Source organism: Pseudomonas guariconensis, assembly GCF_040822035.1.
Lineage (GTDB): Bacteria > Pseudomonadota > Gammaproteobacteria > Pseudomonadales > Pseudomonadaceae > Aquipseudomonas > Aquipseudomonas guariconensis.
The window spans coordinates 3114270-3138554 of record NZ_CP162012.1 but is presented as its reverse complement, the minus strand read 5'-3'; the positions used below and the strand labels follow the sequence as shown (position 1 = coordinate 3138554).

Here is a 24285-nt window from a genome sequence, read left to right as displayed (position 1 = left end):
CGGTATGATAGGTGCGCCTAGCAAGAGAGCCCTCTGGATGGACCACACAGACCTCGCTGAAACCGCATCAGATGCTGCCTATTCGCGCTTGAAATCCGACATTCTCCGTGGCGTCTTCCGCCCCGGTGAAAAACTCTTGATGAGCGCCTTGAAAGACCGTTACGCCGTCGGTGTGGGGCCGATGCGCGAGGTGTTGGCGCGGCTTGTGGCGGAGCGGTTGGTCAGCGCGATCAACCAGAAGGGCTACCGGGTGGCACCGATGTCGTTGGACGAGATGCTCGATGTCTACACCGCCCGGGCTCACCTGGAGGCCTTGATCGTGGGGTTGGCGGTAGAGAAGGGCGATGAAGCCTGGGAGGCGTCCATCGTGGCGTGTTCGCACACACTGTCGAAGGTGGTCGAGTTGCACAGTCCGCAGGAAATGGTCGATATCTGGGATGCCCGGCACAAAGCTTTCCACAATGCCATTGCCAGTGGTTGCGGCTCCAAGAGCCTCCTGCAGGCGCGTGCCTTCCTGCAGGATCAGGCCGAACGCTACCGGCAGATCTGGCTCAAGCGCACGGTGTTGTCCGAAGCGGCGTTGCGGCTCAAGCGCGAAGAGCACGCCGAGCTGGTCAGTACCATCCTGGGGCGCGATGCCGCCAAGGCCAGCAAGATGATGCTGGAGCATTTGATGACGCCGGTGCCGATCATCACGCAGATCATCGAACGCGAATCCGACATCTTGTAGCCAAACAGCAGGCGAGTGCTTCGCACTCGATCGCAGGCTGCGCCAGCGCCCACGAACCCTGGCGCAGCGTCCCCAGTGTAAAACCGCCTCACTGGATAGGAGCTGGCCTCAGTCTCCCCGGCGAAAGCTTGGTCCTCTCTTGTAGGCGCTGGCGAAGCCTACGATGGCCGCGCGCCTGACGTCCCCGACCTCATCTGAATCCCTGGCTATGGGTGGCAGCCGTTTGCTGCGCCTGGCTTGACGCGTGAAATTTTTCATGTATTTTTTCATGAAAAATAAATCCAATAATTTCACGGCTGCCTCTGAGCGATGAAGATGGACGAAGAAGTTGAAGCCTTGGCGATCCTCATTCATGACCTGCGCAAGTTCAAGAATCTGACGCTGGGCGAGCTGGCTGAACGCATCGACCGTTCGGTTGGTTTTCTTTCCCAAGTTGAACGGGGTGTTTCGCGCCCGACCGTGGCCGACCTCACCGCCATCAGCGAAACACTCGGCGTCTCGACCGCGTATTTCTACAACCTGAGCAAGCCCCGCGCCGTCAGCTGGGTGACCCGCCCTCATGAGCGGCGCACGTTGTACTTCGGTTCGGGTATCACCGATGTGCTGGCCTCACCGACGATCTCGGGCGCCTTCTCGATGCTCGACAGCCGCCTCGAGCCTGGTGCGAGCAGTGGCCCCGAACACCTGAGCGATCGCTCGGAGCAGGGCTGCTTTGTGCTCGAAGGCGAACTGACGGTCTGGCTGGACGACGGCGATGCCGTGACCCTGCACGCCAACGACAGCTTCCAGCTGCAACCTCATGCGCGTTTGCGTTACGCCAACCTCACGGACAGGCTCACCCGCGTGCTCTGGGTCTTCAACTGAATTCGTTTCACCTCACAAGGACAAGAAGATGAGTGTCATCTTTCCGGATCTGCTGACTGAAGTGCGCGCTTTTCGCGCCCAACACCCAGACGTGCGTTACGTCGACCTGATTGCGCTGGATATTCCCGGGCATTTCTATGGCAAGCGCTACCCCATGGACATGCTGGAGAAAGTGGCTGCAGGCGCGCCTTTGAAGTTGCCGCAGAACTGTGTGTTGCTGGGGACCCAGGGTGGCCTCTACAAGATTGGCGACTATTGCTTTGCCGATGGTGACCCGGATGCACCGCGGCGCCTGGTGCCTGGCACCCTGAAACCGGTGCGCTGGGAAAAGGAGGCGATCGCCCAGATGATGATCACCTCCGATGGCACCGCCAAGCCCATCGAGTTCGAGCCCCGCGAAGTGCTGGCCCGGGTGCTGCGACGTCTGGCCAGTCGTGGCATTCGTCCGGTGGTTGCCTTTGAGCTTGAGTTCTACCTGTTCGACCGCGCGCTCAAGGACGGCCTGCCGCAGTACCCACGCGATGTCGCTACCGGCGACCAGGACGACCAGCCGAACATGCACATCGAACGGCTGTCGCGGTTCTCGTCCGTGCTGCATGAGATGGTGGATGTCGCCAACGAGCAGGGTGTGCCGGCGAACGTCATCACCGCGGAACTGGGCCCTGGCCAGTTCGAGATCAACTTCTCCCACAGTGACGACGCGCTGAGCGCGGCGGACTGGTCAGCCTTGTTCTGCCGCAGTACGCGCGGTGTCGCCATGAAACATGGCTATCGCGCCAGCTTCATGAGCAAACCTTACCTGGACGCACCGGGCAGCGGCATGCATGTGCATGTCAGTCTCTACGATGAGGCCGGCAACAACCTGTTGGCCGGTTACGGACAACGCAACCTGCGCCATGCCGTCGCCGGTTGCCTGGAGCTGCTGCCCCACTGCATGCCGATCTTCGCCCCTAATCACAACGCCTACCGCCGCTACGGCGCCATGGTCAACGCCGCGAGTGTGGCCAGCTGGGGCTTCGAGGACCGGGATGCGTGCATTCGCATTCCCGAGTCCGATCCACGCAACCTGCGCATCGAACACCGCCTGGCCGGCGCCGATGCCAACCCGTACCTGGTGCTGGCGGCCATTCTCACCGGCATGGAGCATGGCCTTGATCGCGGTGTGGAACCCATCGCACCGCTCAATGACGATCGCACGAGCGGTATCGATTTCCCCAAGGATGCCCTGAGCGCGGTGGCTGCGATGCGCAACCATCCGGTGGTCAACGAGGGGCTGGGCAGTGAGTTCGTGATGGTCTATTGCGAAAACAAACGCCAGGAACAACTGGATTTCATGAACGCCATCAACGCGCGTGAATATCGCTGGTTCTTGTGAGCATCCGTTTCACCCAACTGCGCCCCACTTTCTTAATCAGTTTGAATAACTCGCAATATTGATTTGCCGGAGGATGATATGCCACGCGTGCCCGTTATCGGCATCACTGCATGCACTCGCATGATTGAACAGCATGCGACCCAGACGATCAGTGAGAAGTATGCGCGCGCCGCGGCCAAGGCGGCGTGTGGCTTGCCCATCGTGATTCCCAGTCTCGGTGAACTGATGGATACCGCCGACATCGTCGACACAGTGGATGGGCTGATCTTCACCGGCTCGCCGTCCAACATCGAACCATTCCACTACAACGGCCCGGCCAGTGAGCCGGGCACCCATCACGATCCGTTGCGCGATGCCACGACGTTGCCGCTGATGCGTGCGGCCATCGCCGCTGGTGTGCCGGTGCTCGGCATCTGCCGGGGTTTCCAGGAAATGAATGTGGCGCTCGGGGGCACCCTGCACCAGAAGGTCCATGAGACCGGTCTGTTCATGGATCACCGCGAAGGCAAGGACGAGCCTGTGGACCAGCAGTATGGCCCGCGCCACGCAATGCATATCCAGCCAGGCGGCCTGATGGACCGTATGGGCTTGCCCGCGGTCATCGACGTCAACTCCATCCATGGCCAGGGCATCGATGTGCTGGCGCCGGGGCTGAGGGTGGAGGCGTTGGCACCGGATGGGCTTGTGGAAGCGATCTCGGTTGAAGGCAGCAAGAGCTTTGCCCTGGCCGTTCAGTGGCATCCGGAGTTCCGGGTACTTGAAAACCCGCATTACCTGACGATCTTCCAGACCTTTGGCAAAGCCTGCCGGCAACGCTCGGTATTGCGTCAGTTGATGTTGAAAACCGCCTGAGCCGTGAACGCTATTGAAACGTTGAATGTTATTACGCAGCCCGGCTGCGCCTCGTTAAGGAGAGCAATAAATGAGTGAAAAGAATTCCCAGACGCTTGCCTGGCAAGCCATGAGCCGAGACCATCATCTGGCGCCGTTCAGCGACGTCAAGCAACTGGCCGAGAAAGGCCCGCGCATCATCACCTCGGCCAAGGGCGTTTATCTTTGGGACAGCGAAGGCCACAAGATCCTCGACGGCATGGCGGGCCTGTGGTGCGTGGCCGTCGGCTACGGTCGTGACGAACTGGCCGACGTGGCTGCCCGGCAGATGAAAGAACTGCCGTACTACAACCTGTTCTTCCAGACCGCGCACCCGCCGGCGCTGGAGCTGGCCAAAGCAATCGCCGATGTGGCCCCGCAGGGCATGAACCATGTGTTCTTCACCGGCTCCGGCTCCGAAGGCAACGACACCGTGCTGCGCATGGTTCGCCATTACTGGGCGATCAAGGGCAAGAAGGACAAGAAGGTCATCATCGGCCGCATCAACGGTTACCACGGCTCCACCGTGGCGGGTGCCGGCCTGGGCGGCATGAGCGGCATGCACCAGCAGGGCGGTTCGCTGCCGGATATCGTGCATATCCCCCAGCCGTACTGGTTCGGTGAAGGCGGCGACATGTCCGAGGCCGAGTTCGGCGTGTGGGCGGCTGAACAACTGGAGAAGAAGATCCTGGAAGTAGGCGAGGACAATGTCGCCGCCTTCATCGCCGAGCCGATCCAGGGCGCAGGCGGCGTGATCATTGCGCCGCAGACCTACTGGCCGAAGATCAAGCAGATCCTGGCCAAGTACGACATCCTGTTCGTGGCTGACGAAGTGATCTGTGGCTTTGGCCGTACCGGTCAGTGGTTCGGCACCGACTACTACGACCTCAAGCCCGACCTGATGACTATCGCCAAGGGCCTGACCTCCGGCTACATCCCCATGGGCGGTGTGATCGTGCGGGACGACGTGGCCAAAGTGATCAGCGAAGGCGGCGACTTCAACCATGGCTTTACCTATTCCGGCCACCCGGTGGCAGCGGCGGTGGGCCTGGAAAACCTGCGTATCCTGCGCGACGAGAAGATCATCGAGCAGGTGCGTGACGTCACTGCACCGTACTTGCAAAAACGTCTGCGTGAACTGGCCGATCACCCGCTGGTGGGTGAAGTGCGTGGCCTGGGCATGCTAGGCGCGATCGAGCTGGTCAAGGACAAGGCCACACGGGCTCGCTACGAAGGCAAGGGCATCGGCATGATCTGCCGCCAGCACTGCTTCGACAATGGCTTGATCATGCGCGCCGTGGGCGACACCATGATCATCGCACCACCTCTGGTGATCAGCACTGAAGAGATCGACGAGCTGGTGGAAAAGGCCCGCAAGTGCCTGGACCTGACTTACCAGGCTGTCCAGTAAGCCTGCGGCACCTCGGCAGGCTCCCTGCCGAGGTGCTCTTCAGGCATCGTGCCCGCCCAGTCCGTCCCCTTCGATCCTTGATCTTGCCTTGCACGGCCCACTCCAATACCCTCCGTCGACACCATCGCTCCCACCGCCAAGACCACACGATGAAAGTGCACGAAGAAATTGAAGGGCTCGCCATACTCATTCGCGATCTGCGCAAGTTCAAGGGCTTGACCCTGGGCGAACTCGCGCAACGCATCGGTCGTTCGGTGGGCTTTCTATCCCAGGTCGAGCGGGGCGTGTCACGCCCAACCGTGGCGGACCTGACGGCGATCAGCGAGACGCTGGGGGTCTCGACGGCCTACTTCTATAGCCTGGAAAAACCCCGCGCGCTCGACTGGGTCACGCGACCGGATGAGCGCCGTACGCTACATCTGGGAGGGGGGATTACCGATGTGCTCGTGTCGCCCACCATCGCCGGTGGTTTCTCGATGCTCGACAGCCACCTCGAACCTGGGGCCTCGAGCGGGGAAGAGTATCTGGACGACAGTTCGGAGCAGGGCTGTTTCGTGCTCGAAGGCGAACTGACTGTCTGGCTGGATGACGGCGATCCGGTGACGCTCCACCCCAATGACAGTTTCCAGCTCCAACCTCACGCGCGTTTCCGTTATGCCAACCTGACGGACAAGCCGACCCGCGTGCTCTGGGTGTTCAACTGAGGGCTCGTCCAGCGCCTAGAGCTTCCCTCCTATCGGATATTCCACCGCCAGGCGTATCTGGTCGGCATCCAGTTCTGCCTGTGCGGCATTGCCCCGGTGCACATTGTGCCGCAGCGAAAACACCATGCCCTTGGCATTGCCGCTCTGCACCACATACCGCACCTGCAGGTCCCGCTCCCAATGCTTGCCGCCTTTGCCGTAGCCGAGGTAGGCGTAACCGCCGTCCGGGTCGGCATGGGTGCCGTCGATATCGAACCCGCGCACATACAACGCCGTCAGGTCCAAGCCGGGCACGCCGTAGGGGCCCAGGTCCAGGTCATACCGCGCCTGCCAGGATTTTTCGTTCGGTGCGTTGAAGTCGGACAACTGCACCGCATTGCCGAGGTAGATCGCACCCCGGGTCACGTAGTCGAACGGGGTGCTTCCATCGACCTGTTGCCAGCCGAGGCTGAACGTATGCGGGCCGTCGCTGTAGCGGGACACCAGGCTCCAGGTGGTGTTGTCGATACGGCCTGACAAGGCGTCTGCGGTATCGGTGGTGCGGTACAGGTTCAGGTCCAGGCCCAGGCTGCGTCGATCATCCAGAGCATGGCTCAAGGTGCTGCCGAAGTAGTGCTGGTTCCAGGTGTCTTCGTAGCGCGAGGTATAGAGGCTGGCGCTGACCCGGGCATTGGGAGCCCACACCATGCCGGCCAGGTCGAACGTGTTGCCTTGACGGGCATTGGTGTAGTTCACCACGAAGCCTTGGTCGTGGCTCGACGCATTGCGGTCGGTGTTTTCGTTGAAGTGACCCGCGACCAGCCTGAGCGTCGGGATCTCTTTGCTGTCGAGAAACCACCCGGTGGCGGTCTCAGGCAGCAGGCGGCTGTCGGATGAACTGAACACGGGCGTCTTGATCCGTTGTTCGCCATACGACAACACAGTGTTGGAGAAACGCAGTTTCACCGCCGCACCGCCACGGCCGTATTGCGTTTTCGGATGGCCGTCGTTGTCCAGCGCGAGCAAGCGCGCCTTGCCGGCGCGGCCGCCACCGCTGTCGAGTTGCACGCCGAGGTAGGCGTGCGCGTCCAGGCCGACACCGACTCGCCCTTGGGTGAAACCGGACTGAAGACTACCCATCAGGCCGTAGGCCCATTCTCCGGCCTGGTCGCTGCGTTCGCGGCGCGGCTTGAAGGCGTTGCGGGCACTGCTGTTGCGTGAGCCATGGCGATAGTCGCGCTGGTCGAGCACGCTGCGGTTGAGCACGATCCAGGTGCTGCCGTCGAGGAACCCTTCGGCGTGCGATTGCGCGGCGTCGGCCATTGCCGCAGACGAGGCGCCTGCCAGCGGCAGCAGCAGGGCGATGCGATTGAACAGGGTCATCGCTGTGACTTCTACAAATACTTGAGCCAGGCAATGTCACGTCGCCGCGCCTTGAGGCGGGCGAAGCTGCGCACCGGCAGGTACAGCGCAATGGCCAACAGCAGGGCGACCAGCCAAACCGCGCCGATGCCGTCGAAGCCGAAGTAGTCACCCTGGTTCAGCCCAAACAGCGCGACGCAAGCGAGGTACAGCAGCTTCAACACATACAGGTGCAGCAGGTAGAAGAACATCGGCGCGGCGCCGAACACCGCCAACGTACTGATCCAACGGGCGCTGCCCGCGCGTTCGAAGCCACGCAGCACCAGCAGGCCGATGCCCAGGGTCAATGCCAGGAACAGCAGCGATGGTGGGTACTTGGTGATGTTGAAGACACTCATCAGCGTTTGCGTGGCGGTGGGATAGCCACTCCAGGGCGCCTCGCCGTAGCCATTGATCATACGCAGCACGGCGAAGCCGAGCAGGGCAGCGGCACCTGTGAGCAGCAGTCGCTGCTGGCGCTCACGGGCATCGCTGCCACGGCCGAACCATGGGCCCAAGCCATAGCCCAGGGCGATCACGCCGATCCACGGCAGCACAGGATATGAAGTGCGCAGACGCAAGTCCTCGGAGACCACCAGCCAACCACGGTCATGCAGGATCGCCCACGGCACGTGCAGGGCCGACTCTGGCCCGAAGTGCAGGCCATCGAGCAGGTTGTGCCCGGCGACGATCACCAGGCCCAGCGCCACCAGCGCAGGCCGCGGCAGCCATACCAACAGCGACAGGGCGATCATGCTCAGGCCGATGGCCCAGATCACTTGCAGGTAGATCACGCTCGGCGGCAGTTGGAAGGTCCAGGCGAAATTGACCAGGGTGAACTCGAGCGCCACCAGGAACAGCCCTCGCTTGAACAAGAACACCGCCGCAGCGCCTTGGCCCTGGTGCTTTTCGCCGTAGAGCCAGGCCGAAAGCCCCGTGAGCAGCACGAACACCGGGGCGCACAGATGGGCCAGGGTGCGGCTGGCGAACAGGCCGGGTTCGGTCGTGTCGATGTTCATCGGATCGCCGACCTGGTGATGCAGGAAGAACGTCTCGCGCACGTGGTCGAGCAGCATGAACAGGATCACCAGGCCACGCAGGGCATCGATGCTCTGCAGGCGCTGGGTGGTTTGGGTAAGGGCGGGAGTGGCACTGGTCATGGGCGAGGAGATAATCAGTATGAATGAAACGTTATCTTATAACGTAAATTCATGCCGTGGCTATCGCCTGGTTGATCGGGACTCCAAGCAAGCCCGCGCGAGGCGGGCGTGCTTGGGGGCGTTTGAGTTCACCGCCCTTGCGGCATCTCTCCCTTCGCCAGGCGTGCATTGATGTCGGCGATGACCTCAGGCAGCTCGGCGATGGTGTCGATCAGATAATGTGGACGCGAGCCTTCGAACAATCGACCGATGCGCAGGCGCTCCTGCGCCAGCCGGTCCGCCGGCAAGGCCTTGTACTGGGCGTAGGTCAAGCCCAGGGCATTGCCCGAGCAGGTGAGGGCGACAGTCCACATGCCGGCGCGCCGGCCCTCGAGAATGCCCGGCCAGGTGTCGTCGACCTTGACGCATGCCGCGACGTCCTCGATGCCCAGCGCAATCACGTTGGCCAATGCCTGGGCCGGGTGAGGGCGGCCATTGGGGACTTCATCGGTGGCCACTACATGGTCGGCTTCATAGCCGTTGGTCTTGGCCAGGGCAACGACCTTTTCCATCACCACCGCCGGATAACCGGAGCACGAGCCGATCTTCAGGCCTTGCGCACGCAGTTGCATGATGGCTTCCAAGGCGCCTGGAATCAGCGCCGAATGCTCGGCGATCTTCTCGATCTGCAACGGCATGAAGCGGTTGTAGATCGCCGTCACGTCCTGGTCGGTGGGATAGCGGCCAAAGGCGGCGTGATAGCGCTCGGCGATCTGCGGCAGGTCGCACAGGGTGCGGATGTGGTCCCACTTGCCCATGCCCATCGGGCCGCGTGCTTCTTCCAGGCTGACCTCGACGCCGAATTCGGCGAACGCCTCGACGAAGATCTGGGTCGGCGCGAAGGAGCCGAAATCGACGACGGTGCCGGCCCAGTCGAGCACGACAGCCTGCAGTTTGCTGGGGGTGTGATAGTTCATGGTGTTCTCCGGTGAGTGAAATTCAGGGCGTACGAAGCCAGCCCGCACGCGGCGGGCGGCAGGCAAGGCGAAGCATCAGTGTGGGGCGTTGGGAGCGGTGCTGGCGTCGAACAGCTCGCAGATGATCGGCCGGTTGCGACGAATGCCCAGACAGCACAGGTAGTAGCTGATGTGGAACGGGTCTTCGGCGAAGGCGATCGAGCGCGTGCCGGGGCGATCGGCATACTCCACCGCAGAGACGAAGCCAATCCCGATGCCATGGACCACTGCATGCACGATCGCCTCGCGGCTGTTGAGTTGCATCGCGCAGTCGAGTGTCACGCCGTGCGCCTGGCAACCTTCCTCCACCAGCTGGCGTGTGCGCGATGCCGGCTCGCGCAACACCACACGCTGATCGGCGATCTCCTGGACGCTGATCCGCTCGCGCTGGGCCCACGGATGGTCGTCGCGCACCACCGCGAGGATCGGGCAGGTGCGATACAGCTGGGTGCTCAGGCGATGGTCGAATTCCGACAGAGCGAGAATCGCCACGTCGATATCGAAGTTGTACAGCCGCTCCAGCGTGCCAGCTTCGCTGGTGAACGAGGTTTCCAGCTCGATGTCCGGATACTGCTGCATCAACGAATAGGTCAGGCTCATGGCGATCGGCGGCGAGACGGCGCCGATGCGCAACATACCCTGCTTGCGCTGGGCAAAGCTCTGCAGCAACTGCAGGGCTTCGTCCTCCTGGCCGAACAACCCTTGCGTGATCTCGTACAACTGCTGTCCGGCAGGGCTGAGCTCGATGAAGCGACCGCGACGATGAAACAGCTCCACCGAGAAGCGTTTTTCCAGGCCGCTGACCTGCTCGCTGATGGTCGGCTGGCCGATGTTGAGCAGCGTGGCGGCCTGGGTGAAGCTCCCGCTCCGGGCAACGGCATGAAACGAACGCAACCACTTGTGGTACTGGTACATGGAGCCTCTCGGTCAGGGGCGCGCGGGCAATGACGGGCATCTTCACACCCTCAGCGCCGGACGAACAGGGCGACCAGGGCACTGCAGGCGCAGGCCGTGGTGACGACGATGAAGATCAACGACGTGTTGCCGGTCGTGTCCAGCATACGTCCAATCAAGGGTTCGGCCAGGCCTGCAAACAGATAAGACGAGAAATTCATGATGCCGGTGGCGGTGCCGGCCCGGCGTGCGCCGACAAGGTCCGGGCACAGCGCCCAGAAACTCGACGCCGGCCCGTAGACGAAGAACCCGCACAGGAACAGCGCCAACAACCCCATCGCGCTGTGCGCCGGCAGGCTCCACATCCACAGGCTGGTCAGGGCGCCCAGTACCATGTAGAGCATGATCGCCAGGTAGCGCTTGCTGCCGAACAGCCGGTCCGAGACCCAGCCGTTGCTCAATGCCCCGACAGCCATGCCTACCGGCAGAGCGACGGTGATCCATTTCGGATCGATGAAGCTGTCACCTTTCTGCCAGTTGGCGCCCAAGAAGTGCACGGGCACCCAGACGATCAGCCCGTAGCGCGCAGCGTTCTGGAAGCCCAGCGAAACAGCGGCCACCAGCAGGCGCGGGTTCTTCAGCACGGCCAGGTAGCGTTGCCGGGAGGTTTCCTGGTCGGCGTGGTCGGCTTCGTTCGCACGGTCCGCCGCATTGGCCACACCTGTGTCTGACAAGGGCTCGAAGCCCATGTCCTGTGGCCGCTCGCGCGCCACCAGGTAGAACACGATGCCTCCGGCGAGCATCAGCAGCACCGGCAGGCGGAAGATCCACCGCCACTCCAGGTGCAGCACATCGATGACCACCACCGAGGTCACATACGACAGCACCGAGGCGCAGCCTGCGGCGAACACGTAGAAGCCATAGACCTTGCCGCGTTCTCCTGCGCCCCACCAGTTCGACAGCAGGCGGCTTCCCGGTGCCCAGCCCAAGGCCTGGAAGTAGCCATTGACGCCCCAGGGCAGGACCAGGCTGAACAAGCCTCCGGCAAAACTGGTGACCCAGTTTGCACCGCAAGACAGCACGGCCCCCAGGCTCATGATGCGGCGCCCGCCGAACTTGTCGGCGAGGTTGCCATTGATCGCCTGACCGATGGCGTACATCCACAGCATGGCGCTGGAGGCCCAGCCGAGGGTTTCCTTGCTCAGGCCGAACTCGGCCTGGATGCCGGGGATGGCGAATCCAAAGGTCTGGCGACCGGTGTAGAAGAACAGGTAGCAGAACATCGCCGCCAGCAGCATGCGCCATTGGGCGACGCGAAAAGGCGAGGTTCCGGTCAATGGGCCAGACAGGGTTTGTGTACGGTTCATGACGGTTTTCCTTCTTGTTCGTAGGCGCCGCCGTGAGGCACGGCGGGGCGGCACGCTTGTTCGGTGCAACAGGAAAGGGCGGCGGCGCTGGCCACCGGGGTCTGGACGCGTATCAGGCGGCGTGCGAGCCGATGAAGTTACGGCCGCGTGCGCCCTGCATGGCGAAGTCGATCATCGCTTCGGCCTCGGCATCCGTCACGCCGTAGTCCTCGAACTCGGTCTTGACCCCCAGCCGGTGAAGAAACCCACGCAGCTGATGCTGCGCATCGGCCAGGTCATTGCCGAACACCTTCTTCAGGGCTTGGTCACGTCCGGCGTCGCGCCCCCAGGCAAGGCCCAGCACCAAGGGCAGGGTGAAGGAGCAGGCGATGCCGTGAGGCAGACCGTGGCGCAGGGTCATTTCATAGGAGATGGAATGGGCCAGGGCAGTCTTGGTGTTGGAGAAGGCCATGCCGGCCTTGAGCGCAGCCAACGCCATGCGCGCACGAAGTTCGCGGTTGCCCAGATCCTGCTCAAGACGCGGCAGGCATTCGAGGATGTCTTCGATGGCCGAAATGGCGAAAGTGTCGGAAATCGGATTGGCGTTGTGGTTCCAGATCGATTCCAGTGCGTGGGACAGCGCATCCAGTCCGGTGGAAACCGTCACCGCCGCAGGCACGCTGAGCATCAGGTCAGGGTCGATCAGCGCCACCTTGGGCCAGGTGCACGCCAGGTGCAGCGAATATTTCTTCTGCTGCGCGGCATCCCACAAAGTCGCCCAAGGGGTCACTTCGCTTCCGGTGCCGGCGGTGGTGGGCGCGGCGACCAGGGTCTTGCAGCGCGCAGGGGTGAACGGTTTGCCACTGGCCAGCAGTTCCAGCAATTCGTCGAAGCGCCCAGAGGCGGTCCCCACGATCAACGCCTTGGCTGTGTCGATCGCGCTACCGCCACCCAAGGCAAGCACGGTGTCGCACTCGGCGTTGACCTGCCAGAAGCGCTCATGGACCGTGCGCAGCCAGGCGACATCGGGGTTGGGCTGGACGTCGTCGATCACGCATACCAGCCGCTCGCCGAGCAGGCCGCGCACGCGTTCGACCAAGCCCAGTTGCGCGGCTTCGGGGAAGGTCACCAGTGCGACTTTGCCCGGGCAGAGCGCGGGCAGGCGTTCCAGGCTGCCACTGCCGAACACGGTGGCGACAGGGTTGTGAAAGAGAGCGGGCATGGACAGTTCCTTGTTTTTGTTGTTGAACGGTGCGCCCATGCTCGGCGGCTTGCGGTTTTCGTTCCAATCGATTGATCGCAGGTAGCTATCGGGTGGGCCGATAATGGGTACGCTCCATCGTGCGCCACCCGACCCAACGCGGCCTTACTGCATCACCGCCACCTTCTCCTCCATCATGCGGACCAATACCACGTTCTCCACGGGTTCACTGAGCAAGAACCCTTGCACTTCATGGCACTGGTCATCGCTGAGCAAGGCCAGTTGCTCGGCGGTCTCGACGCCTTCAGCGGTCACTGTCATGCCCATGGCGTTGCCGAGGTTGATGATGGCCTGGACCACACTGCGGTCGCTGCCGCTCTTGCCCAGGGACTGAACGAAGCGCTTGTCGATCTTGATGCTGTCGAACGGGTAGGTGCGCAGGTAGCCCAGCGAGGAGTAGCCGGTGCCGAAGTCGTCCATGTTCAGCCGCACTCCCAGCTCCTTGAGCGCATGCATGGTGTGCAGAGCGCCTTCGACGTCATTGAGCATGACGTTCTCGGTGATCTCCAGCTCCAGGCGGTGGGCAGGCAGGCCAGTGGCCCGCAGGGCATCGCCGACGTCCTGGACCACATCGGAGCGGCTGAACTGGGCCGGTGACATGTTCACCGAGACCATCACCGCCTGCGGCCATTCCCTGGCCTTGGTGCACGCCTCGTGCAGCACCCAATTGCCCAGCAGCACGATCAGGTCCGATTCCTCGGCCAGGGCAATGAAACGATCCGGTCGCAACAGGCCGAGCCGGGGGTGTTGCCAGCGCACCAGCGCCTCGACCGAGGCGACCGATATCCCGTCGACCTTGAAGCGCGGCTGGAAATGCAGCACCAGTTCCCCGCGTGGTATGCCCTCGCGCAGCTCGCTTTCCAGCACACGTTTGTCCAGCAGCGCCGCATTCATCTGCGCCGAGAAATAGCGCCAAGTGTTCTTGCCTGCCTGTTTGGCGCTGTACAAGGCCACATCAGCGTAGCGGATCAGGTCGCTAGGGGTGCCGGGGTATTCGGCTGACAGCACCACGCCTAGGCTGACGCCGACATGAACCACATGGCCTTCGACCTGCATGGGGCGCTTGAGCGCTTCGATCACCCGCAGGCAGAAGCGGTCCATGTCCTCTCGATCTCCGGGGTGCGTCAGCACGACGATGAACTCATCGCCCCCCAGCCGGGCCACCAGGTCACTGTCCCGGGTGGCCTGGCCAAGGCGCGCAGCGACCTCGATCAGCACCGCATCCCCGGCAGGATGGCCCAGGCTGTCGTTGATCGGCTTGAAGTTGTCCAGATCCAGCATCAGCACCGCGACCTGGCGCGTCTCCCCGCCCGGACCTGAGGGCTCGAGGAAGCGGAACAGCTTGTTGCGGTTGGGCAGACCGGTGAGTGCGTCGTGCAACGACAGGTGTTGGATCTGAGCGTGGGCAGCCACTTCATCGGTGATGTCGCTGCAGGTCCCGCGAAAACCGGTACAAGCGGCCTGGGCCATGGTCGCTCGCGCGGCGATGCGGCAGATGCGTTGCTGGCCCAGGTGATCCTGGTACTGGCAGCGCAAGGTGCCGGAAGCGCCGGTCGCCGCCAGGCCGTGCAGCCAGGTTGCGAGCTCGCTGGTGTCACAGGACAGCAGCTCGGTGATCGGGCGCTGCAACCAGGCCTCGACGGTATGCCCGGTCAGTTCGGCGAAGCGCGCCGAGAGGTAGGTCAGGCGCAGGTGCGCGTCGGTTTCCCAGATCCAGTCCGAGGCGGCTTCGGCTACGGCCTTGAAGCGCTCTTCGCTGGTCTGCAATGCGTGCTTGGAGGCCGCCAGGTCGCGATGGCTGCGGTCGATGCCGGCGCTTGCGCGCATCGCATGGCGGGCAAACAGGGCCATGGCCAGGGCGATGAGCAGCACCGCGATGGCCAGCGGGACGATCACGGTCTTGATCAGTTCGGTGCCGGGTTGGGGAATCTGCCAGGTCAAGACATGGCCGCTGCCTTCGAGCGGCAGCAGGCCTCGCCCGGTAGGGGCGCTGGCCGTGTCGCTCACGGCAAGGCCGGTCAGCCCTACCGATCGACCCAGCGGGGCGAGTACCGCGGGGGTGAGGATGCGGACGAACACCATCACGGTGGTGGGCTCCGGCACGTGATGGGGCAACGCCTGCGGGCGGATCAACGAGGCTGCGAACACCGCAGGCTGGCCGCGGAACAGCAAATAGCCCGAGGCTGCCTGCTCGGTCTGCGCAGCCTGGCGGGCCAGGAGCAGGACCTTGCCGGCACTGGCGCTGTGCTGCTCGAATCCCGCATCGCTCAAGCGTCCGTCGACCATAGCGTAGTGGGTGCCGTCATCGTTGAGTACGAATACGCCGTCATAGCCATCGGCGGTGTAGAGCGTGGCGCCGACATTGTCTTCATCGTAGGCCCAATGGCTATCGACCGGCCCGGCCAGGTGGTCGTAGGCGGCTTGCCAGTTGGCGTGCGTCAGCAAAAACGTTCTGTCGTTCTTTTGCAACTGGGTCATGGCGGACTCGGCGTGGAAGCGGCTTTGCTCCACCTCACGCGCATCCAAGGCCCCGGCGAGGCGGTACAGCGAAAACAGCCCCAGCACCAAAGCCAGCAGCAAGACGGAGGAAAACACCACGATCAGTTGGCGGACCACATGACTACGGGGCGACAGGCCATTGTCAGCAAGCACGTCCATTCGTTCACCATCGCTGCCAGGGGAATGCAAGGTTGACCGGGTGCGGGCCCGGGAGGTCGATGCAGCTGACGACCGGTGGTCTATCCAGCCAGCGACCGCCGCTTTGCCAGCGCCGACAAAGTGCACGCAGGCGTCGTTGGCAGCTATGGGATGTTCGTCGCCAGGTCGGGCAGGCTCCTCGCACCACTCGATAATCCCGAAATTCACTCAGGAGACGGTCGTGAAGCTGGAAACGCGAAGTATCGAGTTTGTCCCTCACGCTGAACGCTATGGCACACCCAGGCGGTTGTTCACCATCTGGTTCAGCTCCAATTTCCAGGTGACCGCCCTGATGGTCGGTACGTTGGGCATCGCCGCAGGCTTGAGCTTTGCCTGGACGCTGCTCGGCCTGCTGATCGGCAATCTCGTCGGCACTATCTTCATGGCCGCGCATTCGGCCCAAGGGCCGCATCTGGGCGTGCCGCAGATGATCCAGAGCCGGGCACAGTTCGGTGTCTACGGCGCGGCGATTCCGTTGCTGGTGATGGTGGTGGCCGCTGTGCTGTTCCTGGCCGCCAGCGGTGTACTGATGCGCGATGCCTTGAAAGCGCTGCTACCGATCAGCGACGACCAAGCCATCGTCCTGGTCGGTGTGTTGACCTTCGTCATCGGCTTCGTCGGCTATGAGCTGATCCACCGACTGGGCGCCTGGATGAGCTTGCTGTCCACGCTGGTGTTCGGTGGCGCCCTGGTGCTGATCCTGCTGCATCCCGGCCAGGCGTCGGCGAATGCCTCGGCCACTGGCGCGTTCTCCTGGACCGCTTTCAACCTGGTGGTAGCGCAGGCGGCGTCATGGACGCTGGGATATGGCCCCTACGTGGCCGATTACTCACGCTATCTGCCGGCCAACGTGAACACCCGCACCACATTCTGGACAACCTATTCGGGTTGCGCGCTAGGCTCCTTCGCCATGATGGCCCTGGGCGCGTTGCTGGCCGTCGCGATTCCGACAGCCCTTGGCCTGAACCCGGCCACCGCGATCGCCACGCTGTTCGGGCCTTCGGCGCCGATGGCGCTGGGCGTGATTGCGCTTGGCGTCATCCAGTACAACGTGCTCTGCCTGTACAGCGCCTACATGTCGTCGGTGACGATTTTCGGCGCTTTCGGTGGGCTGCGATATGTCACCCCCACCGCCAAGGCAGTGGTGATGGCGGTGCTGACGCTCGCCGCCACGCTGATCGCCATTGCCACCCAGTACCATTTCGACACCTTCTTTGCCGACATCCTGATCGGGCAGCTCTACTTGTTGATCCCCTGGAGTGCGATCAACCTGGCGGACTACTACTGGGTGTGCCGCGGTCACTACGACGTCGGCGAGCTGTACAACGCCAAGGGCCGCTACGGACGCTTCAATCGCCGGACCCTGGCGGTGTACGCCGTCTCGATCATCGGCACCATTCCGTTCATGAAGCTGTCGTTCTACACAGGCTTCGTCGCGAGCTGGCTGGACGCGGACATCAGCTGGGTGGTGGGCCTGGTACTGGCGGGGGCGCTGTATTGCATGGTCAACAGCCCATCCTCGGTCAGGCAAGGTCAGTTCCCGTCCTCGGTGCCGGAGTAACTGGCTAGTCGGCTATTTCGATAGGCTGAAAACCCAACACGCCCGCAGGAAGCGGGCTTTTCATCCCTTGCGGGGCGTCTTGGCAGCGGGCATGTGCAAGTAAGCCATTACGCTTTCGGTCAACTCTGTCGCCAGCTTCACCGCTTCCTTGTTGCGCGCCATGACGCCGGCCACCAGCCCCTCGATCAATGCCAGCACGGCAATGTTGGAGCTGGTCAATACCGGATGATCGGCGGGCGCGAACAATACATGGTCAGCGATGGCGGTGAGAGGGGAGGCGGGCGAGTCGGTAATTGCCAGCACCGTGGCGTTGCGCTCGCGAGCAAAGCGAGAAAGCTGGAGGGTGTCCTGGGAGTAGCGCGGCATGGAAATCGCCAGCAGCACGTCTTGCTCGGTGATTGCTGCCAGGCGGTAGGCGGCGTTCTCGTTACCGCCTTCCATGCTGATGGCGCAGGCATCCTTGCAGAACGGCACTAGCGTCGAAGCTGCCAGTCCGGCCATGTAGGCGCTGTTTCCGAAGCCCAGCACATAGATTTTGCGTGCCGAGATCAGCCGGCTGACGAAGGCTTCGAACGCATCGGCTGGATTGTTGCTATCGGTGCTGGCCAAGTTGCTGCCGGCACTTTGGATCTGCTCATGCAGGCCGAAGTCGCCGCTGGGCCGCTGGGCCAGCTCGTTGCGGAGTTTGTCTACGGGCGAGACCATTTGCTGCAAGGTGGCCACCAGCTCGGCTTTCATGCCAGTGTAGCCGCCCAGGTCCAGGGCCTTGGCCAGGCGATTGACCGCAGCAGGCGAGGTCGCGGTGGCCTGGGCCATGTCTTCGATGGTCAGGGTCGCCGCTTTCAGCGGGTGGCGCAGAATGTAGTCGGCGACCTTGCGCAACGACGGTGGTAGGTCGAGCAGTTGCTGCGACAACTTGCGCATGACCGGCGAGGCATAGACGGTATTGTTCTTCGATTTGCTCGGCATCCGGCGCAAGCTCCCTGAGTGATTGGCCGTAGTCTATCTCAAGGCATTCCCCGGCCACAGCCGGGGCGCTCGTTCGGACTTACTTGAGGCTGCCGGCAAGAAACTGCTGCAAGCGTTGGGACTGGGGACGTGCGAGCACCTCCTGAGGGGCGCCGCGTTCCAAGGCCACCCCCTGATGCAAGAACAGCACTTGGTTGGAGACCTCCCTGGCAAAGCCCATCTCATGGGTGACCACGACCATGGTGCGGCCTTCCTGAGCCAGGTCCTGCATGACCTTTAGCACCTCGCCGACCAGCTCCGGGTCGAGCGCCGAGGTCGGCTCGTCGAACAGCATGACCTCCGGCTCCATGGCCAGGGCCCGTGCGATCGCCACGCGCTGCTGCTCGCCTCCGGACATGTGTGCTGGGTAGGCGTCACGGCGATGGCTGACGCCAACCTTGTGCAGGTAGTACTCGGCTTTTTCGCGGGCTTGCTTGCGGTTCATGCCCAGGACATGCACAGGGGCTTGCATGACGTTGTCCAGGGTGTTCATGTGCGACCAGAGGTTGAAATGCTGAAAGACCATGCTCAGCCGTGAGCGCAGGCGCTGCAGTTGGCGAGGGTCGGCGGCGCGCAGACCGCCACGGGGGCAGTTGCGCAATCTCAGTTGTTCGCCATTGACCAGGATCTGCCCGGCATTGGGTTGCTCGAGCAAGTTTATGCAGCGTAGGAAGGTGCTCTTGCCGGAGCCGCTGGAGCCGATGATGCTGATCACATCGCCCGCCTTGGCCTGCAGCGAGACGCCTTTGAGCACTTGATGGCTGCCGTAGCTTTTATGCAGGTCCTGAATTTCCAGTTTGTTCATCGATGGGTACTCGTTGTGTCAGTCGCTGAGCAAGCGACCTTGGCGAATGGGCGTGCTACCGGCGACTTTGGCCAGCCACAGACCTGGTTGGGCGAAGCGCAGGCGTTCGCGGGCATAGAGAATGCCGTCAGTGGTGGCCCTGACCACGCTGTGACGATCGCTGAGCGGATCGATCACTTCGAACAACGGGTCCCCGACCTTCACCTGCGCCCCCAGTGGTTGCAGATAGCTGACCACGCCGGGATGTTCGGCATAGGCGTATTGAGCGCCGGCAAAGGGTGTGGCTTGGCAGCAGTGGCTTGGCGCATCGGGCCATTGGCCGCTGATCAGTCCCTGATCGGCGAGGTAGGCAAGGATGTGCTCGGCGTTGGCCTGGCAGAGTTCACGTTCGGTATCGGCCATGCCGCGCAACTCCACGGTGGTGGCGATACAGGCCAACGGGATGTTGGCCTGCTCGAAGTGCTTGGACAGCTTCGTCCAAGGCACCGCGCAGGCTTCGTCGAAGGCGTTGCCGCCGGCGTCTTCGGCCAACAGCGCTACCTGCACCTCCAGGCGTGCCGCCAGAGCGCGCAGACGTGGCCAGTTCTGCGGCAATGCATACAGCAACATCACCGACTCGAAATCGCAGTGCAGGTCCAGCACCACATCGGCGTCGCACGCGTGTTGCAGGAGCAAGCGACGAAGACCGTCGAGCTCCGACTGCGCGGGGGGCATGTGCTCGAGAATATCGAGCATGGTGCGGCGAATGATGGCTACGTTGGCCTCGCCGTCCTCGCCCAGCAGGCCCTCCAGACGTTCGACCAGTGCTGTGGTCAGTTCCGGAAAATCGCGGTTGAAGTTCTTGCCGCTGTTGAACTCGAAACGGCCTTGGTGTGTGGCCTGGAACATCTGGCCGATTCCGATCGGATTGGCCAGTGGCACCAGTTCGATCACGCCCTTGAGCCGGCCTTGGGCTTCCAGCTCGGCCAGGCGGGACTTCAAGGCTACCGCCACGCGCATACCCGGCAGTTCGTCCGCGTGCAGCGAGGCCTGGATATAGGCTTTGCGCGGGCCGTTACCGAAGCGGAACAGGCTCAGGGTGCGTTGGGTACCGCAGGCACTCCAAGGCAGGATATGGTCGATTTGCTGCACGGATGCTCCTCAGTGCTTGCGTGGGGCCAGGTAGGTCAACCAGCGGCGTTCGGCCAGCTTGAACAGGCGCACTAGTAGAAAGGTCAGGACTAGGTAGATCAGCCCCGCGGTAATGAAAGCCTCGAACGGCAGGTAGTAGCGCGCATTGAAGGTCTTGGCCGCGCCGGTGATGTCTACCAGCGTGACGATCGACGCCAGGCTGGTGGTCTGCAGCATCATCAGCACTTCGTTACTGTATTGCGGCAGGGACCGGCGCAGGGCCGAGGGCAGCAGGATGCGCCGGTACAGGGCGAGACGCGACATGCCCATGGCACGTGCGGCTTCGACTTCGCCCCGTGGGGTGGCCCTCAGGCTACCGGCCAACAACTCGGCGCTGTAGGCGCTTGTGTTGATGGCGAACGCCAGGCAGGTGCAGAAAGTCGCGCTGGACAGGTATGGCCAGAGCAGGCTCTGACGCACAAGCTCGAACTGAGCCAGGCCGTAGTAGACCAGGAACAACTGCACCAGCATCGGTGTGCCGCGAATCACGTAGGTGAAGAGCCAGGCCGGGAAGCGCAGCAGATACAAGTTCGACACGCGCATCAGCGCCAGCGGGATCGCTAGCGCCAGGCCGCAGGCCAGGGAAACCAGCAGCACTTTCAGGGTCAGCGCGATGCCGCTTAGGTACAACGGTAGGTTCTGCCAGATCAGGTGATAGTCAAGCATGATGCAAACCTTCCCTTCACAGGTCCGCGGCTTTGAAGCCGAACGAGTAACGGTTTTCCACGCTGCGCAGGATCCACAGCGACAGGCTGGTCAGCAGCAGGTAGAGCCCTGCCACGGTGAGAAAGAACGTGAACGGTTCATGGGTCGCATCGGCCGCGTTCTTGGCCTTGAACATCATGTCCTGCAGGCCGATCACGGAGATCAGCGCGGTGGACTTGGTCAGCACCAGCCAGTTGTTGGTGAAGCCCGGCAGCGCCAGGCGCACCAACTGCGGTACGCTGATTCGCCAGAACACCTGCAGGCTGCCCATGCCATAAGCGGCACCCGCTTCGGCCTGGCCCTTGGGTATGGCGAGAAAGGCCCCGCGAAAAGTCTCTGAGAGATAGGCCCCAAAAATGAAGCCCATGGTGCAAACCCCGGCTATGAATGGGTTGATGTCGATGTACTGCTCGTAGCCCAGGACCAGCGCCAAGCGGTTGACCAAGTCCTGGCCGCCATAAAACACCAGCAGAATCAAGACCAGGTCAGGAATGCCGCGCACCACCGTGGTGTAGACCTCGCCCAGTGCTGCCAGCCAGCGCAGCGGCGACAGCCGGCAGGCGGCGCCGATCAGACCAAGGCCGATGGCCAGTGCCATCGCCATCAGGGCCAGGCTGATGCTCAACCACGCGCCATCGAGAATGCTCGATCCATAGCCGTGAAGCATGATGTAAGTCCTCGTTAGCCGGCGCTATTGGCCATAGATGTCGAATGGGAAGTACTTGCTTTGCACCTGCTGGTAGGTCCCATTGGCACGAATGGCTGCGATGGCGGCATTCAATCGCGCCAGATTGGCGTGATCGCCTTTGCGCACGGCGATCCCCGCGCCCCGACCGAAGTAGCGTGGGTCGCTGATGTCCGGGCCGACCAGTGCGAAGCCTTGGCCAGCGGGCGTCTTGATGAAGCTCTCTTCGGTATTGACGATGTCCGCCAGGGTGGCGTCCAGCCGGCCGGCCACCAGATCGAGGAAGGCTTCGTTTTGCGAGGCGTAGCGCAACACCTCCACACCCGCGCTTTCCAGTTGCTCGGTGGCGAAGCGGTCATAGGTAGAGGCACGCTGCACGCCGAGCTTTTTGCCTTTGAGGTCGTGGACCGGATCGGTTATCTGGCTGCCGGCCTTCATCGCGAACTTGCCGGGGGTGTGGTAGTACTTGTCGGTGAAGTCGACCGACTTGAGCCGATCTTCAGTGATCGACATCGACGACAACACGGCGTCGATCTTGCGTACCTTCAATGACGGAATCATCCCGTCGAACTCTTGGATCACCCACTGACATTTGACCTTCATCTGCGCGCACAGGGCGTTGCCGATATCGTAGTCAAAGCCCGCCAGCTCGCCTTCGGGCGTGCGGTAAGCGAAGGGCGGATAAGCCGCCTCGATGCCGATGCGCAGGCTTCCTTCATCGGCCTGAGCCAAGGCGCTGCAGGCACACAGCGCCAATGCGCCTAGAAGTCCGGTCTTGTTCATATTCTTGTCTCCGGTGGATAGGGCGTTACCGGCCTGCCTCTTTGCGGGGTGCGGCTCGGTGCGAAGAGAAAATGACACGTTTAATTTCACAAATCAACGATCGTGAAAATAAAAGTATCAGTGCCTGATTGCGCAAAGCGCACGCCTAAGACTGTCGCGTCTTACTCATCGAGGAGGTTGTGTGGAGAACACGGGGAATCGCATTTCGAGCACCAGTGCAACATCGTACGGACAGGTGCCGATAGATTTCCTGCAGAGCCTAGCGGCCCTGCAAGGCGCTTATTCGCAGCTGTTTGTCGCAGACAAGGGACTTGCACACGCTCGCCACGCACGCCAAGGCCGCAAACGCAACGCCGGCCCACAGCGCCAGAAAAGCGCCCTGGGCGGAGTACACCTGGAAGAGTCCCGCCACCAACGCCGCGCCCAATACCTGCCCGAGCATTCGCATCGTGCTCGACAGGCCGCCCGCCCCACCGCTGCGCTGCGGTGCGATCGACGAAATCATGTCGCGCATGTTCGGCGACTGGAAGAACCCGAACCCCGCGCCACATACGGCCATGCGCAAGGCGATGTCCCATGGCGCGGGCGAAGACGGTAGGGTGCAGAGCAGTATCAGGCCGATCCCCAGTATGCCCATGCCCATGGCGGTGAGGGTGCCGGTCGCGTAGCGGTCCGAGAGCCTTCCAGCGATGGGGGCCATGAGCGCGGCCATGGCAGGCCAAGGCGTGATCAGAAATCCGGTCTCGACTTGGGAGAGCCCCCACTGGTGCTGCAACATGAAGGGCAGGGCGACGAACGCCAGGCTCTGCGCCGTGAGCGACGCCGCAGCGCTGGCGGCAGACAGCGCGTAGAGCGGCTGGCGCAGCAGGTCAAGAGCAAGGATCGGCGCGGGATGACCGGCCTGGCGCCGCAGCAATAGGCACAGGCAAAGCCCGGCGAGCACCGCGCTGCCCAGCGTGACGCTCCATGGCCCGCCTTGGGCAAGGCCATTCACGGCATACACCAGGGCAGCAAGAAACAGCGCGCAGAGCCCTGCGGCCATGGCATCGAATGCCCGCGCGCTGGTAGGGGTGGGCGGCAGCGAGCGCAGGCCGAGAAACACGCCGACCAAGCCCACCGGGACATTGATCAGGAACAGCCAGTGCCAGCTGGCAAGGCTCAGGATCAGTGAAGCCACGCTCGGTCCGGCAGCCAGCGAGGCGCCCACGACCAGCGCATTGACCCCCATGCCGCGCCCGAGCATGTGATTGGGAAAGACGAAACGCGTCATCGCCACACCCACACCCAGGATCCCGGCGGCGCTCAAACCTTGTACCAGGCGACCGACCAGCAGCCACTCGAACGACGGGGCCAGGCCACACAGCAGCGAGGCCAGGATGAACAGCACCAGGCCCGCCATGGAGATGCGCCGGTAGCCGACGATGTCTCCCAGCGAAGCCAGTGGCAGCAGGGCGGCGATCATCGCCAGGTGATAAATGCTCACCACCCAGATCGATTGGGCGTCGGTGGTGCCCAGGTCGGCGGCGATGGTCGGCAAGGCCGTGTTGGCGATCGCCGTTTCCAGGTTGGCCATGGCGATGTTGAGCATGATCGCGATGACGGCGATGAGCCTTTGAGGTTTGGGCACCCCTTCGCCGGGGGGCGGCAGGGTGGTCTGCTTGAAGGCGAACACGGCGAGACTCATGGCAGGGACTGAACGAGGGAGGCGGCAAGGCGCCTGGCACATACTAGGAAATGTCACCCGGCGCTTGAAATTAAATATCGGCATCCTGGGCAGTGAGAATTCGAATCGGCCAACCCTGTGGCGCATGCTCGATGGCATGGGGTCTGAAGCGCGCTAAGGGGCCTTTCCTTACATCTTGTGCCGAGAGTCCTGTTGTT

Annotated in this window: 21 protein-coding genes; 7 read left to right on the top strand and 14 right to left on the bottom strand. The window is 62.8% G+C overall.

The features are described from left to right. Window positions 1-37: 37 nt before the first annotated feature. From csiR to AB1N67_RS14175, 6 genes are all read left to right on the top strand, one after another. Window positions 38-730 carry a DNA-binding transcriptional regulator CsiR gene (csiR, locus tag AB1N67_RS14200; RefSeq protein WP_043208975.1) on the top strand — a complete coding sequence of 231 codons (693 nt, stop codon included), beginning with the start codon at window positions 38-40 and terminating at the stop codon, window positions 728-730. Window positions 731-1039: 309 nt separating this feature from the next. Then, window positions 1040-1594 carry an XRE family transcriptional regulator gene (locus AB1N67_RS14195; RefSeq protein WP_043208973.1) on the top strand — a complete coding sequence of 185 codons (555 nt, stop codon included), beginning with the start codon at window positions 1040-1042 and terminating at the stop codon, window positions 1592-1594. A 28-nt stretch (window positions 1595-1622) separates the two neighbouring features. After that, window positions 1623-2969: a glutamine synthetase family protein gene (locus AB1N67_RS14190; protein ID WP_090344672.1), complete on the top strand. Its 1347-nt coding sequence runs from the start codon at window positions 1623-1625 to the stop codon at window positions 2967-2969. Between the two features lie 78 nt (window positions 2970-3047). After that, entirely contained in the window at window positions 3048-3821 is a 774-nt protein-coding gene (locus tag AB1N67_RS14185) for a gamma-glutamyl-gamma-aminobutyrate hydrolase family protein (protein WP_043208971.1), read from the top strand. A gap of 70 nt (window positions 3822-3891) precedes the next feature. Then, window positions 3892-5250, top strand: a complete 1359-nt coding sequence (locus AB1N67_RS14180) for an aspartate aminotransferase family protein (protein ID WP_043208969.1) — start codon at window positions 3892-3894, stop codon at window positions 5248-5250. Between the two features lie 149 nt (window positions 5251-5399). Next, window positions 5400-5954, top strand: a complete 555-nt coding sequence (locus tag AB1N67_RS14175; protein ID WP_043208966.1) for a helix-turn-helix domain-containing protein — start codon at window positions 5400-5402, stop codon at window positions 5952-5954. 15 nt (window positions 5955-5969) lie between these two features. On the opposite strand, the gene AB1N67_RS14170 is transcribed toward AB1N67_RS14175, so the two are convergent. From AB1N67_RS14170 to AB1N67_RS14140, 7 genes are all read right to left on the bottom strand, one after another. After that, entirely contained in the window at window positions 5970-7316 is a 1347-nt protein-coding gene (locus AB1N67_RS14170; RefSeq protein WP_367863088.1) for an OprD family porin, read from the bottom strand. A gap of 11 nt (window positions 7317-7327) precedes the next feature. After that, window positions 7328-8494, bottom strand: a complete 1167-nt coding sequence (locus AB1N67_RS14165) for a DUF1624 domain-containing protein (protein WP_102081494.1) — start codon at window positions 8492-8494, stop codon at window positions 7328-7330. A 128-nt stretch (window positions 8495-8622) separates the two neighbouring features. Beyond that, on the bottom strand, window positions 8623-9450 hold the full coding sequence (phnX, locus tag AB1N67_RS14160) for a phosphonoacetaldehyde hydrolase (RefSeq protein WP_102081495.1): 828 nt from the start codon (window positions 9448-9450) through the stop codon (window positions 8623-8625). A 75-nt stretch (window positions 9451-9525) separates the two neighbouring features. After that, complete coding sequence (locus tag AB1N67_RS14155) at window positions 9526-10404, bottom strand: LysR substrate-binding domain-containing protein (protein ID WP_070571198.1); 879 nt, start codon at window positions 10402-10404, stop codon at window positions 9526-9528. A 50-nt stretch (window positions 10405-10454) separates the two neighbouring features. Then, window positions 10455-11750: an MFS transporter gene (locus AB1N67_RS14150; protein ID WP_043208955.1), complete on the bottom strand. Its 1296-nt coding sequence runs from the start codon at window positions 11748-11750 to the stop codon at window positions 10455-10457. A 112-nt stretch (window positions 11751-11862) separates the two neighbouring features. Continuing rightward, window positions 11863-12951: an iron-containing alcohol dehydrogenase PsrA gene (gene psrA, locus AB1N67_RS14145; RefSeq protein WP_090344861.1), complete on the bottom strand. Its 1089-nt coding sequence runs from the start codon at window positions 12949-12951 to the stop codon at window positions 11863-11865. A gap of 144 nt (window positions 12952-13095) precedes the next feature. Further along, window positions 13096-15648: an EAL domain-containing protein gene (locus tag AB1N67_RS14140; RefSeq protein WP_102081496.1), complete on the bottom strand. Its 2553-nt coding sequence runs from the start codon at window positions 15646-15648 to the stop codon at window positions 13096-13098. Window positions 15649-15868: 220 nt separating this feature from the next. Here AB1N67_RS14140 and AB1N67_RS14135 point away from each other — a divergent pair, with 220 nt between their 5' ends. Next, window positions 15869-17248: a cytosine permease gene (locus AB1N67_RS14135; protein ID WP_367863087.1), complete on the top strand. Its 1380-nt coding sequence runs from the start codon at window positions 15869-15871 to the stop codon at window positions 17246-17248. Window positions 17249-17308: 60 nt separating this feature from the next. Here AB1N67_RS14135 and AB1N67_RS14130 read toward each other — a convergent pair whose 3' ends face one another. The 7 genes from AB1N67_RS14130 to AB1N67_RS14100 all read right to left on the bottom strand — a co-directional run bounded on the left by AB1N67_RS14130 (window position 17309) and on the right by AB1N67_RS14100 (window position 24088). After that, complete coding sequence (locus AB1N67_RS14130) at window positions 17309-18217, bottom strand: MurR/RpiR family transcriptional regulator (RefSeq protein ID WP_043208948.1); 909 nt, start codon at window positions 18215-18217, stop codon at window positions 17309-17311. 79 nt (window positions 18218-18296) lie between these two features. Continuing rightward, window positions 18297-19061, bottom strand: a complete 765-nt coding sequence (locus AB1N67_RS14125; protein ID WP_182942896.1) for an ABC transporter ATP-binding protein — start codon at window positions 19059-19061, stop codon at window positions 18297-18299. Between the two features lie 18 nt (window positions 19062-19079). Continuing rightward, entirely contained in the window at window positions 19080-20192 is a 1113-nt protein-coding gene (locus tag AB1N67_RS14120) for a succinylglutamate desuccinylase/aspartoacylase family protein (protein ID WP_289717442.1), read from the bottom strand. A 9-nt stretch (window positions 20193-20201) separates the two neighbouring features. Then, complete coding sequence (locus tag AB1N67_RS14115; RefSeq protein ID WP_043208941.1) at window positions 20202-20900, bottom strand: ABC transporter permease; 699 nt, start codon at window positions 20898-20900, stop codon at window positions 20202-20204. A 13-nt stretch (window positions 20901-20913) separates the two neighbouring features. Next, window positions 20914-21603: an ABC transporter permease gene (locus tag AB1N67_RS14110; RefSeq protein WP_043208939.1), complete on the bottom strand. Its 690-nt coding sequence runs from the start codon at window positions 21601-21603 to the stop codon at window positions 20914-20916. Window positions 21604-21627: 24 nt separating this feature from the next. Then, window positions 21628-22404, bottom strand: coding sequence for an ABC transporter substrate-binding protein (locus tag AB1N67_RS14105; protein WP_043208937.1), 777 nt, complete (start codon window positions 22402-22404; stop codon window positions 21628-21630). Between the two features lie 259 nt (window positions 22405-22663). After that, window positions 22664-24088: an MFS transporter gene (locus AB1N67_RS14100; protein WP_324723776.1), complete on the bottom strand. Its 1425-nt coding sequence runs from the start codon at window positions 24086-24088 to the stop codon at window positions 22664-22666. Window positions 24089-24285 lie beyond the last annotated feature (197 nt).

Excerpts from the sequence above, each read along its gene's own strand:
- csiR (WP_043208975.1), top strand. The coding sequence starts at position 38 with ATGGACCACACAGACCTCGCTGAAACCGCATCAGATGCTGCCTATTCG.
- AB1N67_RS14195 (WP_043208973.1), top strand. The coding sequence starts at position 1,040 with ATGAAGATGGACGAAGAAGTTGAAGCCTTGGCGATCCTCATTCATGAC.
- AB1N67_RS14190 (WP_090344672.1), top strand. The coding sequence starts at position 1,623 with ATGAGTGTCATCTTTCCGGATCTGCTGACTGAAGTGCGCGCTTTTCGC.
- AB1N67_RS14185 (WP_043208971.1), top strand. The coding sequence starts at position 3,048 with ATGCCACGCGTGCCCGTTATCGGCATCACTGCATGCACTCGCATGATT.
- AB1N67_RS14180 (WP_043208969.1), top strand. The coding sequence starts at position 3,892 with ATGAGTGAAAAGAATTCCCAGACGCTTGCCTGGCAAGCCATGAGCCGA.
- AB1N67_RS14175 (WP_043208966.1), top strand. The coding sequence starts at position 5,400 with ATGAAAGTGCACGAAGAAATTGAAGGGCTCGCCATACTCATTCGCGAT.
- AB1N67_RS14170 (WP_367863088.1), bottom strand. The coding sequence starts at position 7,316 with ATGACCCTGTTCAATCGCATCGCCCTGCTGCTGCCGCTGGCAGGCGCC.
- AB1N67_RS14165 (WP_102081494.1), bottom strand. The coding sequence starts at position 8,494 with ATGACCAGTGCCACTCCCGCCCTTACCCAAACCACCCAGCGCCTGCAG.
- phnX (WP_102081495.1), bottom strand. The coding sequence starts at position 9,450 with ATGAACTATCACACCCCCAGCAAACTGCAGGCTGTCGTGCTCGACTGG.
- AB1N67_RS14155 (WP_070571198.1), bottom strand. The coding sequence starts at position 10,404 with ATGTACCAGTACCACAAGTGGTTGCGTTCGTTTCATGCCGTTGCCCGG.
- AB1N67_RS14150 (WP_043208955.1), bottom strand. The coding sequence starts at position 11,750 with ATGAACCGTACACAAACCCTGTCTGGCCCATTGACCGGAACCTCGCCT.
- psrA (WP_090344861.1), bottom strand. The coding sequence starts at position 12,951 with ATGCCCGCTCTCTTTCACAACCCTGTCGCCACCGTGTTCGGCAGTGGC.
- AB1N67_RS14140 (WP_102081496.1), bottom strand. The coding sequence starts at position 15,648 with ATGGACGTGCTTGCTGACAATGGCCTGTCGCCCCGTAGTCATGTGGTC.
- AB1N67_RS14130 (WP_043208948.1), bottom strand. The coding sequence starts at position 18,217 with ATGCCGAGCAAATCGAAGAACAATACCGTCTATGCCTCGCCGGTCATG.
- AB1N67_RS14125 (WP_182942896.1), bottom strand. The coding sequence starts at position 19,061 with ATGAACAAACTGGAAATTCAGGACCTGCATAAAAGCTACGGCAGCCAT.
- AB1N67_RS14110 (WP_043208939.1), bottom strand. The coding sequence starts at position 21,603 with ATGCTTCACGGCTATGGATCGAGCATTCTCGATGGCGCGTGGTTGAGC.
- AB1N67_RS14105 (WP_043208937.1), bottom strand. The coding sequence starts at position 22,404 with ATGAACAAGACCGGACTTCTAGGCGCATTGGCGCTGTGTGCCTGCAGC.
- AB1N67_RS14100 (WP_324723776.1), bottom strand. The coding sequence starts at position 24,088 with ATGAGTCTCGCCGTGTTCGCCTTCAAGCAGACCACCCTGCCGCCCCCC.